The 14,321-nt window shown below is 71.3% G+C and carries 14 protein-coding genes and 1 pseudogene; 7 read left to right on the forward strand and 8 right to left on the reverse strand.

All coding sequences use genetic code 11. The annotated features are described in order from the left end of the window. Positions 1-17 precede the first annotated feature (17 nt). The gene (locus KCH48_RS15920) at positions 18-3,440 is read left to right on the forward strand and encodes a DNA polymerase III subunit alpha (RefSeq protein ID WP_210574683.1); all 3,423 of its coding nucleotides are present in this window, start codon (positions 18-20) and stop codon (positions 3,438-3,440) included. Next, the gene (locus KCH48_RS15925) at positions 3,437-4,399 is read left to right on the forward strand and encodes a hypothetical protein (RefSeq protein WP_210574684.1); all 963 of its coding nucleotides are present in this window, start codon (positions 3,437-3,439) and stop codon (positions 4,397-4,399) included. Before KCH48_RS15920 ends, KCH48_RS15925 begins: the two co-directional genes overlap by 4 nt. Positions 4,400-4,416: 17 nt before the next feature. Here the strand turns inward: KCH48_RS15925 and KCH48_RS15930 are convergent, their stop codons facing one another. Beyond that, entirely contained in the window at positions 4,417-4,791 is a 375-nt protein-coding gene (locus KCH48_RS15930; protein ID WP_210574685.1) for a cupin domain-containing protein, read from the reverse strand. 100 nt (positions 4,792-4,891) lie between these two features. Here KCH48_RS15930 and KCH48_RS15935 point away from each other — a divergent pair, with 100 nt between their 5' ends. Together KCH48_RS15935 and KCH48_RS15940 are read left to right on the forward strand one after the other, a co-directional pair. Then, positions 4,892-5,335 (forward strand): MarR family winged helix-turn-helix transcriptional regulator, encoded by a 444-nt coding sequence (locus KCH48_RS15935; protein WP_210574686.1) that lies wholly within the window; start codon positions 4,892-4,894, stop codon positions 5,333-5,335. 185 nt (positions 5,336-5,520) lie between these two features. Further along, a complete protein-coding gene (locus KCH48_RS15940) occupies positions 5,521-6,381 on the forward strand; it encodes a triacylglycerol lipase (protein ID WP_210574688.1) in 861 nt (286 codons plus the stop codon). A 58-nt stretch (positions 6,382-6,439) separates the two neighbouring features. Here the strand turns inward: KCH48_RS15940 and KCH48_RS15945 are convergent, their stop codons facing one another. After that, on the reverse strand, positions 6,440-7,450 hold the full coding sequence (locus KCH48_RS15945; protein ID WP_210574690.1) for a lytic polysaccharide monooxygenase: 1,011 nt from the start codon (positions 7,448-7,450) through the stop codon (positions 6,440-6,442). A 172-nt stretch (positions 7,451-7,622) separates the two neighbouring features. Here KCH48_RS15945 and KCH48_RS15950 point away from each other — a divergent pair. Beyond that, positions 7,623-8,070 (forward strand): annotated as a pseudogene (locus tag KCH48_RS15950) (GNAT family N-acetyltransferase). Positions 8,071-8,096: 26 nt separating this feature from the next. On the opposite strand, the gene KCH48_RS42915 reads toward KCH48_RS15950, so the two are convergent. Further along, the gene (locus KCH48_RS42915) at positions 8,097-8,231 is read right to left on the reverse strand and encodes a hypothetical protein (RefSeq protein ID WP_282615144.1); all 135 of its coding nucleotides are present in this window, start codon (positions 8,229-8,231) and stop codon (positions 8,097-8,099) included. A 171-nt stretch (positions 8,232-8,402) separates the two neighbouring features. Between KCH48_RS42915 and KCH48_RS15955 the strand changes: the two genes are divergently transcribed. After that, a complete protein-coding gene (locus KCH48_RS15955) occupies positions 8,403-9,029 on the forward strand; it encodes a bifunctional 2-polyprenyl-6-hydroxyphenol methylase/3-demethylubiquinol 3-O-methyltransferase UbiG (protein WP_210574691.1) in 627 nt (208 codons plus the stop codon). 3 nt (positions 9,030-9,032) lie between these two features. On the opposite strand, the gene KCH48_RS15960 is transcribed toward KCH48_RS15955, so the two are convergent. Together KCH48_RS15960 and KCH48_RS15965 are read right to left on the reverse strand one after the other, a co-directional pair. Then, entirely contained in the window at positions 9,033-9,533 is a 501-nt protein-coding gene (locus KCH48_RS15960) for a DUF402 domain-containing protein (protein WP_210574692.1), read from the reverse strand. Further along, a complete protein-coding gene (locus tag KCH48_RS15965; RefSeq protein WP_210574693.1) occupies positions 9,514-10,443 on the reverse strand; it encodes a GNAT family N-acetyltransferase in 930 nt (309 codons plus the stop codon). The genes KCH48_RS15960 and KCH48_RS15965 overlap by 20 nt, the downstream gene beginning before the upstream one ends. Before the next feature lie 70 nt (positions 10,444-10,513). On the opposite strand from KCH48_RS15965, the gene KCH48_RS15970 reads away from it, so the two are divergent. Next, the gene (locus KCH48_RS15970; RefSeq protein ID WP_210574694.1) at positions 10,514-10,885 is read left to right on the forward strand and encodes a GntR family transcriptional regulator; all 372 of its coding nucleotides are present in this window, start codon (positions 10,514-10,516) and stop codon (positions 10,883-10,885) included. 11 nt (positions 10,886-10,896) lie between these two features. Here the strand turns inward: KCH48_RS15970 and KCH48_RS15975 are convergent, their stop codons facing one another. The 3 genes from KCH48_RS15975 to KCH48_RS15985 form a co-directional block, all read right to left on the reverse strand. Beyond that, on the reverse strand, positions 10,897-11,667 hold the full coding sequence (locus KCH48_RS15975; RefSeq protein WP_210574695.1) for a DUF72 domain-containing protein: 771 nt from the start codon (positions 11,665-11,667) through the stop codon (positions 10,897-10,899). A gap of 33 nt (positions 11,668-11,700) precedes the next feature. Then, positions 11,701-12,795: a DUF5925 domain-containing protein gene (locus tag KCH48_RS15980; protein ID WP_210574696.1), complete on the reverse strand. Its 1,095-nt coding sequence runs from the start codon at positions 12,793-12,795 to the stop codon at positions 11,701-11,703. Positions 12,796-12,952: 157 nt separating this feature from the next. Beyond that, complete coding sequence (locus KCH48_RS15985; RefSeq protein WP_210574697.1) at positions 12,953-14,161, reverse strand: S8 family peptidase; 1,209 nt, start codon at positions 14,159-14,161, stop codon at positions 12,953-12,955. Positions 14,162-14,321: the final 160 nt, after the last annotated feature.

The raw sequence follows: 14,321 nt of genomic DNA on the forward strand, positions 1-14,321 counted from the left end.
GATAGCGGGAGGTGCGGATGCCTGGCTTCACCCATCTGCACACCGTCTCCGGGTTCTCCCTGCGCTACGGCGCTTCCCATCCGGAGCGGCTGGCCGAGCGCGCCTCCGAACGGCACATGGACGCCCTCGCCCTCACCGACCGCGACACCCTCGGCGGCACGGTCCGCTTCGCCAAGGCCTGCGCCAAGGCGGGCGTCCGTCCGCTGTTCGGCGTGAACCTGGCGGTGGAGGAGCAGGAGTCCGTACGTCGACAAAAGCGCCGCACCCCGGTCCGCGGCGGTGCCTTCATCGACGAGTCGACACCGCGGGTGACCTTCCTCGCCCGGGACGGCGCCCGCGGCTGGGCCGGCCTGTGCCGTCTCGTCACCGCCGCCCACACCGCCGAGGACGCCCCCCTGCTGTCCTGGGCCGCCGTCCCCGCCGAGGGCCTGACCGTCCTGCTCGGCCCCGACTCCGACGTCGGCCGCGCGCTCGCCGCGGGACGCCCCGACCGGGCGGCGAGGCTCCTCACCCCCTGGCGGGAGGCCTACGGCGACGCCCTGCGCCTCGAAGCCGTCTGGCACGACCGCACGGGCACCGGCCCCGGCTCCCTGCGGCTGGCCGCCCGCACCATCGGCTTCGCCGCCGAGCAGCGAATCCGGCCCGTGCTCAGCAATGCCGTCCGCTATGCCGACCCCGGCCTCGGTCCGGTCGCCGACGTCCTGGACGCCGCCCGCCGTCTCGTCCCCGTCGACCCCGCCAAGGGGCTGGACTCGGGGGAGGCCTGGCTCAAGGACGCGGGTGTCATGCGCGAGGCGGCCGAGCGGATCGTCGAGGCCGCGGGCTTCCGGCGCGACACCGCGCTCCGCCTGCTGGAGCAGACGCAGGCCACCGCCGCCGAATGCCTGGTCGACCCCGAGGACGACCTCGGCATCGGCACCGTCCACTTCCCCGAACCGCACCTCGTCGGCGCCGGCCGCCGCACCGCACAGCGCGCGCTGGCCTCCCGGGCAGCGGCGGGCATGGTGCTGCACGGCTACGACCAACGGCGTGCCTACTGGGAGCGGATGCACGAGGAACTGGACATCATCGCCCACCACGGCTTCGCCTCCTACTTCCTGACGGTGGCTCAAGTCGTGGACGACGTGAAGAAGATGGGCATCCGGGTCGCCGCGCGCGGCTCCGGCGCCGGCTCCCTCGTCAACCACCTCCTCGGCATCGCCCACGCCGACCCCGTCGAGCACGGGCTGCTGATGGAGCGCTTCCTGTCCAAACGCCGGCTGGTACTGCCCGACATCGACATCGACGTGGAGTCCGCGCGCCGGCTGGAGGTCTACCGCGAGATCATCGGCCGGTTCGGCACCGAACGGGTCGCGACCGTCTCCATGCCGGAGACCTACCGCGTCCGGCACGCGATCCGGGACGTCGGCGCCGCCCTCTCCATGGACCCGGCCGACATCGACCGCATCGCCAAGTCCTTCCCGCACATCCGCGCCCGGGACGCCCGCGCGGCCCTGGAGGAGTTGCCGGAACTGCGCCAACTCGCGGGCGAGAAGGAGAAGTACGGCAGGCTCTGGGAGCTGACCGAGGCCCTCGACGCCCTCCCGCGCGGGATCGCCATGCACCCCTGCGGAGTGCTCCTGTCCGACGCGTCCCTGCTCAGCCGTACGCCGGTCATGCCCACCAGCGGCGAGGGCTTCCCCATGTCGCAGTTCGACAAGGAGGACGTCGAGGACCTCGGGCTGCTCAAGCTCGATGTGCTCGGGGTGCGGATGCAGTCGGCGATGGCGCACGCGGTCGCGGAGGTGGAGCGGACGACGGGGGAGCGGGTCGACCTGGACGCGCTCGACTTCGAACGGGGGGACGGCGACCCGGCGACGTATCAACTCATCCGCTCCACCGAGACGTTGGGCTGCTTCCAGATCGAGTCGCCGGGGCAGCGGGACCTGGTGGGGCGGCTTCAGCCGGCCACCTTCCACGATCTCGTGGTCGACATCTCCCTCTTCCGGCCGGGGCCGGTGGCCGCCGACATGGTCCGGCCGTTCATCGAGGCGCGGCACGGGCGGGCGCCGATCCGCTATCCGCACCGGGATCTGGAAGGGCCGCTGCGGGAGACGTACGGAGTGGTCGTCTTCCATGAGCAGATCATCCACATCGTCGACATCATGACCGGCTGCGGACGGGCCGAGGCGGACCGGGTGCGGCGCGGGCTGTCCGACCCGGAGTCGCAGGGGCGGATCAAGGTGTGGTTCGCCCAGGGCGCGGCGGCGAAGGGCTATGACGCGGAAACGATTCAGCGGACCTGGGAGATCGTCGAGGCCTTCGGCTCGTACGGCTTCTGCAAGGCGCACGCCGTCGCCTTCGCCGTACCGACCTACCAGTCGGCGTGGCTGAAGGCGCACCACCCGGCCGCTTTCTATGCCGGGCTGCTCACGCACGACCCCGGGATGTATCCGAAGCGGCTGCTGCTGGCGGACGCGCGGCGGCGTGGGGTGCCGATCCTGCCGTTGGACGTGAATGTGTCGGGGGTCGCACACCGTATCGAACTGGTGTCTGAATCCGGGGTGTGGGGGCTGCGGTTGGCCCTCTCCGACGTGCACGGCATCAGCGAGGCCGAGGCGGCGCGGATCGCGGACGGGCAGCCGTACGCCTCGCTGCTGGACTTCTGGGAGCGGGCGCGGCCCAGCCGTCCGCTCGCCCAAAGGCTGGCCCAAGTCGGCGCGTTGGACTCCTTCGGGGCCAACCGCCGTGATCTGCAACTGCACTTGACCGAGCTGCACCGAGGCGCCCGCGGTGCGGGCGGCGGCCAGCTCCCGCTGTCCGGCGGGCGGAAGACCGTGCCGGCCGGACTGCCCGACCTCTCCTCGGCGGAGCGGCTCAGCGCCGAACTGGGAGTGCTGTCCATGGACACCTCACGCCATCTGATGGATGACCACCGCGCGTTCCTCGACGAACTGGGGGTGGTGTCCGCGCGGCGGCTGCGGGATGCCAGGCACGGGGAGACGGTGCTGGTCGCGGGCGCCAAGGCGGCGACCCAGACCCCGCCGATCCGGTCCGGCAAGCGGGTCATCTTCTCCACCCTGGACGACGGCACCGGCCTGGTCGACCTCGCCTTCTTCGACGACTCCCACGACGCCTGCGCCCACACCGTCTTCCACTCCTGGCTGCTGCTGGTGCGCGGAGTGGTGCAGCGGCGCGGCCCGCGCAGCCTCAGCGTGGTGGGCGCCGCCGCCTGGAACCTCGCCGAACTGGTCGAACTGCGCGCCGAGGGCGGCCTCGACGTGGTGGCGGCCCGGCTCGCGGAGCCGATGCCGGAAGGAAGCGGGGATTCGACGGGCGGACGGCGAATCCAGATGCCCACCGGATACGAAATGCACCCGTGGGCCGATCTGCGTCCGGCGGGTCAAGAGCCTTCACAAGTACGGAAGTTGTGGCACCAGAGTCCGGGGAGTGCGGGATGACCATCCTCTGCGTACGTTTCCAGCTGCCGCCGGCGCGCGAGGCGGCCCTGCCGGAGCTGATCGGGTTGCTCGAGGAGTTCACGCCGGTCGTCGAGGCGCTGCCGCCCGACGGGGCGCTGGCCGATCTGCGGGGCGCCGAGCGGTACTTCGGGCGCAGCGCCGTCGAACTGGCGGCGGTGATCCGCGTCCGTTCCCTGGCCCTGCACGGGGTCGACTGTGCGATCGGCGCCGGGCCCGGCCCGATGCTGGCCCGTATGGCGCTGCACGACGCCCGGCCCGGGGTGACCCATGAGCTGCCCGAAGGGCCGGACGGCATCGCCGAGCTGCCCGTCACCGCGCTCCCCGGCGTCGGCACCGCGACCGCCCGCACCCTGTGCGAGTACGGGCTCGACACCCTCGGCCTGGTCGCCGCCGCCCCCCTGTCCACGCTCCAGCGCCTGGTCGGCGCGAAGACCGGCCGCGAGCTGCGCGAGAAGGCGAACGGCTTCGACCGGGGCCGGGTCGTACCGAACGCCGTCTCCCGCTCCCTGGCCGCCGAACGCCCCTTCCGTCGCGATGAGTTGGACCCCGACCGGCACCGTCGCGCCCTGCTCTCGGCCGCCGAGGAACTGGGCGCCCGGCTGCGCGCCCTGGAGAAGGTCTGCGGCACCCTGACCCTCACCGTGCGCTACGCCGACCGCACCGCGACCACCCGCACCCGCACCCTCAAGGAACCCACCGCCCACTCGGCCGCCCTCACCCGGACCGCGTACGACATGTACGAGGCCCTCGGCCTCCAGCGCGCCCGGGTACGGTCGGTCACCCTGCGCGCCGAGGCCCTCGGCCCCGCCGAACAGGCCTCCTACCAGCTCACCTTCGACCCGGTGGACGAGAAGGCCCGCCGCATCGAGGAGGTGGCGGACCGCGCGCGAGCGAAATTCGGCCCGCACGCGGTGATGCCGGGGACGCTGGCGGCGTAACTCTCTTCAGACAGGGATCAGTTGGCCCACGGCGGCACGATGCGTGTGCCGTCGGCCAGCTCCGCCTCCAGGCCGATGGAGGTGGTGACCCAGGTGAGCGCGGTCCGGTCGGTCGGGTTCTCGACGGCGAGGGTCGCGCCGGGGTTGATGATCAGGGTGTCGCCGGCCGTGATGCGGTCGGTACGGCCGTCGAGCGTGACCAGCAGCTCGCCGTCGAGCAGGTGCAGGATCTCCTCCCGGTTGACGGTGTGTGCGGGCGCCTTGGTGCCGGGCGGGATCTCACCGCGCCAGGCGCACAGTTCCTTGCTGCCGGTGCGGGGGGTGGCGTACGAGACGAAGCGGGCGCCGTGGATCTCGTGGGTGACGGCGTCGGACTGGCGGATGACGGGCATGGGTGGACCTCCCGGGCAGATGGTCAAGCTGCTTGACTATTGACTACAGGAACATGGTCAAGCAGCTTGACCAATTCGTCAAGAGTGTTTCAATGCCTCCGTGCAGAACTCCGAAGCCCTCGCCCTGACTGCCGCCCTGCTCTCCGCCGCGGCCGACCTGACGCGGCGCATCAACGACCGTGTCGTGGCGCGCGGGTTCGAGGTGCGGCCCGCGCACGGCTTCGCGTTCACGCGGCTCGCCCCCGACGGGGCGACGGTCACCGACCTTGCGGTCCATCTCGGGGTCACCAAGCAGGCGGCGAGTCAGCTCGTCGAGGAGCTGGTGCGCAAGGGGTATGTCGAGCGTCGGCCGCATCCCGATGATGCGCGTGCCCGGCTGGTCGTGCTGACCGAGCGGGGGTGGGCCTGCACGCGGGCCGCGGAGGAGGCGGCCGCTGAAGTGGTGCGGGAGTGGGTCGAGGTGCTCGGCGAGAGTGAAGTGCGGGTGCTGACCGACCGATTGGGGTGCATCGCACCCTATGGCCCTCTCAGGCCCATCTGGTGATGGTTCGTCAGTAGCACTACCACGGCACTGTCACCGCCACTGGCTAGCGCTGGAAGTTTTTACTGGCACGTAACTTCACAAGTGAACTACTCACTCGTAACTTGACAAGTGAACAGCATCCTCGTGATCCGGATCACAGGGCGTAGAGCCGCCTCAACTCCCTTGAGCCGCAAGGAGATCACCCGATGCTGCCCTGGAAACGAGTGCTCAGACCCCTGACCGCGCTGCTGCTGACCGCCACGGTCGCCCTGGTCCCCGCCGCCGCGGTTCAGGCCGCCGAGTCCCCCGACAGCGGTTGGAACAACTACTCCTGCAAGCCGTCCACCGCCCACCCCCGCCCCGTCGTCCTGGTGCACGGCACCCTCGGGAACTCCGTAGACAACTGGCTGGGCCTCGCGCCGTATCTGAAGAACCGCGGATACTGCGTCTTCTCCCTCGACTACGGCCAACTCCCAGGCGTCCCCTTCTTCCACGGCCTCGGACCTGTCGACAAGTCGGCCGAGCAGCTGAAGACCTTCGTCGACAAGGTGCTCACCGAGACCGGCGCCACCGAGACCGACCTCGTCGGCCACTCGCAGGGCGGCATGATGCCCCGCTACTACGTCAAGTTCCTCGGCGGCGCCGCCAAGGTGAAGGCCCTCGTCGGCATCGCCCCCAGCAACCACGGCACCGACCTGGGCGGCCTGACCCACCTGCTGCCGTACTTCCCGGGCGCCGGGGACCTGCTCACCACCGCCACCCCGGCGCTCGCCGACCAGATCGCCGGCTCCGCCTTCCTCGCCAAACTCAACGCGGGCGGCGACACCGTCCCCGGCGTCAGCTACACCGTCCTCGCCACCAAGTACGACGAGGTCGTCACGCCGTACCGGAGCCAGTTCCTGAGCGGATCCGGTGTGCGCAACGTCCTGCTCCAGGACCTGTGCCCGCTCGACCTCTCCGAGCACGTGTCCATCGGGCTGTTCAGCCGGATCGCCTTCCACGAGGTGGCGAACGCCCTCGACCCGGCCCGCGCCACCCCGACCACCTGCGCGTCGGCGGTCAGCTGAACGGCGCCGGGGCCTGACCGGCCTGAGCCGCCGGTCAGGCCCCGGAGTCCCAGGGATGTCAGCGGCCGTGCCGGCCACCGCTCACCGCGCGCCGGCGCACCGACGCGAACAGGGCCGCGGCGCCCAGCGCGAGGGCCGCCGCGCCGCCCACCGCGATGTAGGCAGTGCTGCTGTCGCCGCCCGTCTCGGCCAGGTTCTCCGAAGCGCCGGCCGCCTTCGGCTCGTTGGCGGCGGCAGAATCGGCGACCGGTTCAGCGACCGGCTCGGTGGCCGCCTCGGTGGCCGGCTCCGCCGACGTACTCGCGTCGTCGTCGCCGTGACCGTGGTGCTCGACGGTCGACTTGTCGGCACCGTCCTCGATCTGCTCCTCGGACGGGGCGGACGCGGACGGGGCAGGGGCCGCGGAGGAGTCGGCGGCGGCCGGGGCGTCGCCGCCGCCGAAGGTGACGTCCGAGCAGGAGTAGAACGCCTCCGGGCTGTCCGAACGCTGCCAGACCGCGTACAGCAGCTGCTTGCCGGAGCGCTCGGGCAGGCTGCCGGAGAACGTGTAGTAACCGCCTGCGGCGGCCGGGTCGGTGGCCGTCGTCACCGGGTTGTCCAGGTCCAGGTCGTCCCAGGCCAGCGGCTGCGCCGGATCGTAGCCGGGCCTGGTGATGTACACCTTGAAGGTGCCCTTGTGCGGGGCCGTCACACGGTACTTGAAGGTGTACGACCCACTGCTCACGCTGGTCGCGGGCCAGTCGGCGCGGGCCAGGTCGAGCCCCTTGAACGCCTCGTTGTTCGCGCTGCACAGCTTGCCGTCCGGGATCAGCGCCTGGTGCCGCCCGTTCGCGTCGCCGATGCGTATGCCGTTCCAGTCGTACAGCGCCTGCGTGCCGCCGGCCGCGACCGCCGCCTTGCACGCCTCGGACTTCGGGCTCTCGGGCCCCTCCGCGTAACACTGCGAGACCCGGCTGACCGGGTCGCCCATCGAGCCGTGCGCGGACGCGGGCGCGGCGGCCAGCGCGGTCAGGGCGAGCGGGGCGATGCCGACGGCTGCGACGGTGGCGACCTTGCGGCGTGCGGGCATGACGGAACTCCTCGGAACGGTCACTGGATCGATGGGCCGGAACCCGTGGGGGGCGATCAGCAAGCTAGCCCCGGATGACCGTGAAATCGCCTGCTGGAGGCGGGGGAGGGAGATCCTTATGGTCGCTTTAAGGGAGTGTTCGGACTGGGATCAGGTAGCTACGGTTCGAGACATGACAGACGACGAGATCCGGCCTGCCGTGGCCGCCGACGTACCGGCCGTGAAGAGCGTCACGGACGCCGCGTTCCGTCCCTATATCGAGCGCATCGGGGTGGTGCCGGTGCCCATGGAGGCGGACCACACGGCGAACGTGGCCGCGGGGAAGGTGTTCGTCACGGGCGATCCGGTGATCGGCCTGGTCGTGATCGAGACGCACGAGGACCATCTGCTCCTCGACAGCATCGCCGTCCACCCCGACGCCCATGGCCAGGGTGTGGGGCGACGGCTGCTGGAGTTCGTGGACGCGCGCGCGTGCGCTCGGCCTGCCCGAGGTCAGGCTCTACACGAACGTGATGATGTGGGAGAACCAGAAGATCTATCCGAAGTACGGCTACGAGGTCATCGAGCAGCACGCGGACGGGCCGTACGACCGCATCCATTACCGCAAGCGGCTCAGCTGACGCGTCTCATGACCTCGCCCGCCCGGTCAGCCGTCCGGCCACCAGGTGCGCGCGATGTCCTTTCGGACCTCTGAACGCTCGGCGGGGCGCTCGTCGGCCCGCTCACGGAGCCGGCGGACGTCCGTCTTCTTCAGGGGCTTCTGCACGGTGACTCGGCGCATGGCTGCCTCCTTCAGGGCTACCGGGTTCCGCGTTGTCACGGAGGTAGACCCTTTCGGCGAGGGTTCCTCATCGGCGCCCCGCTGTCAGTGGCGGTCATCACGATTTCGACCTTCATTCGACCGGGCCTCGACCAGGGCTCGAGTGTCAGTGGTGGCTGTCACGCTGTGAGCATGAGTGATGACGAGAACACGCACGCCGGAGAGGTCATGAGAGCGGTCGCGGACTGGGACGCGGCGGCCCCCACCTTCGACGACGAGCCCGACCACGGCCTGCGCGACCCCGACATACGCCTGGCCTGGGCCGACCGGCTGCGCGCCTGGCTGCCCCCGCGGCCGTGCGACGTCCTCGACCTCGGCTGCGGCACCGGCAGCCTGTCGCTCCTCGCGGCCGAGCAGGGGCACCGCGTCACCGGCGTCGATCTGTCCCCGGCCATGGTCGCGCTGGCGAGAGCGAAGCTCGCTGGACGTGACGCCGTGTTCCTCGTCGGTGACGCGGCGGCGCCACCGGTGGGCGAGGACCGGTTCGACACCGTGCTCGTACGCCATGTCCTGTGGGCCCTGCCCGACCCCGGCCGCGCCCTGCGGCACTGGCGGGAGCTGCTGCGCCCCGGCGGCCGGCTCGTGCTGGTCGAGGGGGTGTGGGGCACGGTCAGCCCGGTCGGCATACCCGCCGACCGGCTCACCGCACTGCTCGCGCCGCTCGCCGGACAGGCGCGCGTGGAACGGCTGTCGGACGAGCCCCGGCTGTGGGGGAGGGCGGTGGAGGACGACCGGTATGCGGTGGTGGTCCAGCTGTGATCCTCAGGCCAGCAGCGCTTCGAAGTCGCCCTTGAGCGCCAGGGCCTCCAGCTCGTCCAGGGCGGCCATCGCCGAGGCCGCGGCCTCGGGGTCCCGTCGCGCAAGCCCGCTCTCGGCGAACTCGTCCTCGTCCAGACGTCGTACGTCCGTCCCGTCGGCGGAGCGCCAGAGGTCGAGGTCCAGATCCTCCACGACCAGCTCGGCGCCGGAGAGCGCGGCCGGGCGCGTGATGTCGCAGTACCAGCCCTTCAACGCGCCTCGGGCGTCGCGGACCTCCTTCACCGAGTACCAGCGGTCGCGCCAGTAGTACTCGGTGAAGACGTCACCGGACTCGAAGCGTACGAAGCCGAAGTCGCGGGTGGTGTCGCCCGCCCAGGGTGCGCGCACCGCGATCCTGGTGCCGTCGTCGCCGAGCAGCCGCGCCGGGTAACGGATCTTCGTGCGGCCCGCCTTGACCAGGACGACATCTACAGGGGTCTTCGAGTCAGCCGAGTTCGCGGACATAGCGCACCTCCGTCGCGCAGATCTCGTATCCGAACCACTTGTTGATCGCGAGCATCGGGTCGTTCCCGGTGTCGTTGCCCGTGAACGCCTCCGTCAATCCGGCGGCGCGGGCGCGGTGCAGGGAGTCGTTCTTGGCGAGCTTGGCGAGGCCCCGGCCGCGGAAGTCGCGGGCCGTGCCGGTCATCACGGTGGCGTAGCGGGTGCCGCCGTCCGTGCGGGCCGCGCTGAAGGCGGCGGGGCGGCCGTCGACGAGTGCCACGGAGGTCAGTTCGGGACTGAACAGGGGGTGCCGCCAGGTGCTCTCCAGCCAGGCCTCGTAATCCGTGAACTCATAGTCGACGTCGCTCGGTTCGTCCGACGTCGTCTCCGCGTCCAGCGTGAACAGCGGGCGTGGGTCGTCCGCGAAGTCGGCGGCCGACCGCAGTTCGACGCCCGGCGCGGCGTCCTGGAGCGGGGGCAGGGAGCCGTTCACCAGGTCCAGGCGGAGGAAGTGGGCGGAACGGCTCGACCGATAGCCGTGCCGCTCGGCGAAGACGCGGTTGCCGGGCTCGTCGAGGACCCACGCGAAGAGGGCTGTGGCGCCCTGCGCGGCCAGGTGTTCCTCGGCGGCACGGACCAGCAGGGCACCGGCGCCGCGACGGGTCCGGTCCGGGCGCACGTACACATTCACGTAACCCTGGCCGGGGTCCGGGCTGTCGTGGACCATGCCGACCTGCGCCGTGCCGATGACCTCGTCGTCCTCCACCGCGACCAGCGGGCTGTAGTGCGCGTCGGGGTGGGCGTGAGTGACGTCGTAGGTGATGGAGTCCGGGGTGACGAGATAAAAGGGGAGTGCCAGGTGGCGGACGTGGGCGAAGCCCTCGACGTCGGCCCGGACTTCGGGGCGCAGCTCGCGCACGATGATGGTCATGTGGCCGCACGCTACGTGGACCGTGAGCCGGGATGCCTCTCATTTTCCTGCGGTGCGGGACAATCGGCCCGTGACCTTGAAGATCCACATCGATGACAGTGCCCCGCCGTACGAGCAGGTGCGTGCGCAGATCTCCGAGCAGGCGCGGGCGGGGGTGCTGCCCGTGGGGTACCGGCTGCCGACGGTGCGCGGGCTCGCCGAGTCGCTCGGGCTGGCCGCGAACACGGTCGCCAAGGCGTATCGGACCCTGGAGGCGGACGGGGTGATCGAGACGCGGGGGCGGAACGGGACGTTCGTGGCGGCGGCGGGCTCGGCCGCCGAACGGGAGGCCGCGGCGGCCGCTCAGGCGTATGTGGAGCGTGTGCGGCGGCTGGGGCTCGGCGAAGAGGAAGCACTTGCCGCCGTACGGGACGCCGTGCGGGCGGCATACAGCAAGGGCTGAGGGACCGAGGGTCACGTCGTAGGCACACGCTCCGGCACCCGCGTCACCCGCAGCCCGGCCTTCCTCGCCACTCCCGCGAACAGCACCGCGTCCTCCACCGCCGCGCCGCCCGGGTCGTTGTTGAAGTAGGCGTGGACGTCGTGGTCGTCGGTCCAGGTGTCCGTGATGCGGTGGACCCAGGTGGTCAGGGACTGGCGGCCGTAGCGGGGCCAGGGCTGGGCCCGGCCTTCGTGGAAGCGGACGTAGCCCCAGTCGGTGGTGCGCCACAGGGGGGTCATCGGGCGGGCCTGGATGTCGGCCCAGCACAGGGCCGCGCCTCGGGCTTCGAGCACCTGGCGGATCGACTCGGTCCACCAGGAGTCGTGGCGGGGTTCGACGGCGACGCGGCTGCCGCGCGGGAAGCAGGCGAGGCAGGCGTCCAGGAGACCGGGGTCGGCGCGGAGGGTGGGCGGCAGCTGGAGGAGGACGGGGCCCAGGCGGTCGCCGAGGCCGGCGGCGTGGGTCATCAGGCGGTGCACCGGTTCCTCGGGCTCCCGCAGCCGCTTGATGTGGGTGAGGAAGCGGCTCGCCTTGACCCCGACCACGAAGTCCGGCGGGACGCGCTCCCGCCAGGCCTCGAAGGTCTCCCGCGTCGGCAGCCGGTAGAAGGCGTTGTTGATCTCGACCGTCGCGAACCGCCTCGCGTACTCCTCCAGCCAGAGCCGCGTGGGGCACTCCGCCGGGTAGAGAACGCCCCGCCAGTCCTTGTACTGCCACCCCGACGTGCCGACGAACAGGGTCATACGTCCATCAAAGCACCGCCCCGGCAGCGCGACCTACAGATACAGCCCCGCGTCCGCCCGCCCCCGCGGCTCCGGCAGCGACGTCGGTGACGTGCCCCGGCGCAGTGCGTACAGCTCGGCCAGGGTCGCGCCCTCGCGGTCGATGCCCTCGTCCGTGCCGAGCCAGCTCACCGACTCCGCGTGGGTCAGCGGACCGACCTCGATGCGGGCGAGACAGCGGCCGGGGCGGACGACGGCCGGGTGGAGGCGTTCCAGATCCTCGTTGGTGGTGACACCGACCAGGACGTTGCGGCCCTGGCCGAGGAGGCCGTCCGTCAGGTTCAGCAGCCGCGACAGTGCCTGGCCCGCGGTGTGCTTCGCCTCGCCGCGGATCAGTTCGTCGCAGTCCTCCAGGAGCAGCAGCCGCCAGCGGCCCTTGCCCGTCGAGTCCTCCTCGCCGATCGCGATGTCCATGAGATAGCCGACGTCACTGAAGAGCCGCTCGGGGTCCAGCACGCAGTCCACCTGGCACCAGTCCCGCCAGGACCGGGCGAGCGTGCGCAGCGCCGACGTCTTGCCGGTGCCGGGCGGGCCGTGCAGCAGGAGGAGACGGCCCGCGATGTCCTCCGGGGTCGTCTTCATCAGGCGGTCCATCGCGTCCGCGACCGGCGCGGTGTAGTTGGTCCGCACCTCGTCCCACGTACCCGCGGAGATCTGCCGTGTCGTGCGGTGCGGGCCGCGCCTGGGGGAGACGTACCAGAAGCCCATCGTCACGTTCTCCGGCTGCGGCTCGGGTTCGTCCGCGGCGCCGTCCGTCGCCTGGTCGAGGACCTTCTCCGCCAGCTCGGCGCTGGTCGCCGTCACCGTGACGTCCGCGCCCCGGTTCCAGCGGGAGATCAGCATCGTCCAGCCGTCGCCCTCCGCCAGCGTCGCGCTGCGGTCGTCGTCGCGGGCGGAGCGCAGCACGCGGGCGCCCGGCGGCAGCAGGGTCGCCCCGGTCCGTACGCGGTCGATGTTCGCCGCGTGCGAGTGCGGCTGCTCGCCCGTCGCGAAGCGGCCGAGGAACAGCGCGTCGACGACGTCGGACGGCGAGTCGCTGTCGTCGACGTTGAGCCGGATCGGCAGAGCTTCGTGAGGGTTCACAGACATGGGCCCATGATCCGGCACGCGGGCGCCGAGTGCACCCGGTTTCCGCAGTGGGTCCGGAGTGTCGGGTGTGTTCCGCTCGTGACGCTCTTTGCGCAAGTGTTCCCCGGAGGCGCCGGACGCCTCCGGGGAACTGCCTGTCAGTTCAGGCCGGTTGCCGTCACGGAACGATCTTCAGCAGCCGGTTCGGGGAGCCGCTGCCCGGGCTGGTGACCACACCGGTGGTCGCGCCGCCGGTCAGCGCCGAGGCGACCTGCGCCGGGGTGGACGAGGTGTGGTTCGCCAGATAGACCGCGGCCGCGCCCGCGACGTGCGGCGTCGCCATCGACGTACCGGAGATGGTGTTGGTCGCGGTGTCGCTGGTGTACCAGCCCGCCGTGATCGAGGAGCCCGGCGCGAAGATGTCCAGAATCGAGCCGAAGTTGGAGTAGCTCGCCTTCGCGTCCGTGTTGGTGGTGGCGCCCACCGTGATCGCCGAGGCGACGCGGGCCGGGGAGTACGAGGAGGCGTTGGCGCTGCTGTTGCCGGCCGCGACCGCGTAGGTCACACCGCTGGCGATGGAGTTCGCGACCGCGGTGTCCAGCGCGGTGGAGGCGCCGCCGCCGAGCGACATGTTGGCGACCGAGGGACCGGAGTGGTTGGCCGTCACCCAGTCGATGCCCGCGACCACGCCGGCCGTGGTGCCGGAGCCCGCGTTGTTGAGCACCCGCACGCCCACGATGTTCGCCTTCTTGGCGATGCCGTAGGTGGATCCCGCGATCGTGGTGGCCACATGGGTGCCGTGGCCGTTGCCGTCGGAGGCGGTGGTGTCGCCGTCGACCGCGTCATAGCCGTAGGTGGCACGGCCACTGATCTGCGAGTGGGTGATCCGGACGCCGGTGTCGATGACGTATACGGTCACGCCGCTGCCCGCGCTGTCCGGGTATGTGTAGGTGCCGGACAGCGGGAGCGAGTTCTGGTCCGAGCGGTCCAGGCCCCAGGGAGCGTTGGTCTGCGTGGTGTCGGTCAGGTGCACGCGCTGGTTCTGCTCGACGGAGGCCACCGCCGGGTCGGCGGCGAGTTGCTTGGCCTCGGTCGCGGAGAGGGTGGCCGTGTAGCCGTTCAGCACCGTGCCGAACGTCTTCTTCACCGTGCCGCCGTACTCCTTGACCAGGCTCTTGCCCGCGCTCGACGCGGCCTTGAGGCCGGCGCTCTTCTTGAGCGTGACGATGTAGCTGTCCTTGATGGCGGTGGGGGAGTCGGCCGCGAGCACCTTCCCCTCGGCCGGTGCGGCCTCGGCGGGAAGTGCGGTGAGCCCGCCCACGAGGGCGGCGGTCGCCAGGCTGGTTATCGCGGCGAACCGGAATCTCTTGCTACGCAGCTGTGCCATACGAGGGAGTCCTCCTCTTGGCGGCGCGCGCCTGGGTGGGGCGCGCGTCTGTGGGGGGTGTGCGCGTCATCGCGCACACGACCCGGAGCGTCGCGTTCCGTCCCGGGCTGAAGTAAAGGATCAGCCGTTTACGGGCCTGGCGAAAGGGAGTTGAGCGTCT

Source organism: Streptomyces sp. GESEQ-4 (genome assembly GCF_017948455.1).
In the GTDB taxonomy this organism is placed as follows: domain Bacteria; phylum Actinomycetota; class Actinomycetes; order Streptomycetales; family Streptomycetaceae; genus Streptomyces.

Coding starts and splice junctions, on each gene's coding strand:
- KCH48_RS15920 (WP_210574683.1), top strand. CDS start 18: ATGCCTGGCTTCACCCATCTGCACACCGTCTCCGGGTTCTCCCTGCGC.
- KCH48_RS15925 (WP_210574684.1), top strand. CDS start 3,437: ATGACCATCCTCTGCGTACGTTTCCAGCTGCCGCCGGCGCGCGAGGCG.
- KCH48_RS15930 (WP_210574685.1), bottom strand. CDS start 4,791: ATGCCCGTCATCCGCCAGTCCGACGCCGTCACCCACGAGATCCACGGC.
- KCH48_RS15940 (WP_210574688.1), top strand. CDS start 5,521: ATGCTGCCCTGGAAACGAGTGCTCAGACCCCTGACCGCGCTGCTGCTG.
- KCH48_RS15945 (WP_210574690.1), bottom strand. CDS start 7,450: ATGCCCGCACGCCGCAAGGTCGCCACCGTCGCAGCCGTCGGCATCGCC.
- KCH48_RS42915 (WP_282615144.1), bottom strand. CDS start 8,231: ATGCGCCGAGTCACCGTGCAGAAGCCCCTGAAGAAGACGGACGTCCGC.
- KCH48_RS15955 (WP_210574691.1), top strand. CDS start 8,403: ATGAGTGATGACGAGAACACGCACGCCGGAGAGGTCATGAGAGCGGTC.
- KCH48_RS15960 (WP_210574692.1), bottom strand. CDS start 9,533: ATGTCCGCGAACTCGGCTGACTCGAAGACCCCTGTAGATGTCGTCCTG.
- KCH48_RS15965 (WP_210574693.1), bottom strand. CDS start 10,443: ATGACCATCATCGTGCGCGAGCTGCGCCCCGAAGTCCGGGCCGACGTC.
- KCH48_RS15975 (WP_210574695.1), bottom strand. CDS start 11,667: ATGACCCTGTTCGTCGGCACGTCGGGGTGGCAGTACAAGGACTGGCGG.
- KCH48_RS15980 (WP_210574696.1), bottom strand. CDS start 12,795: ATGTCTGTGAACCCTCACGAAGCTCTGCCGATCCGGCTCAACGTCGAC.
- KCH48_RS15985 (WP_210574697.1), bottom strand. CDS start 14,161: ATGGCACAGCTGCGTAGCAAGAGATTCCGGTTCGCCGCGATAACCAGC.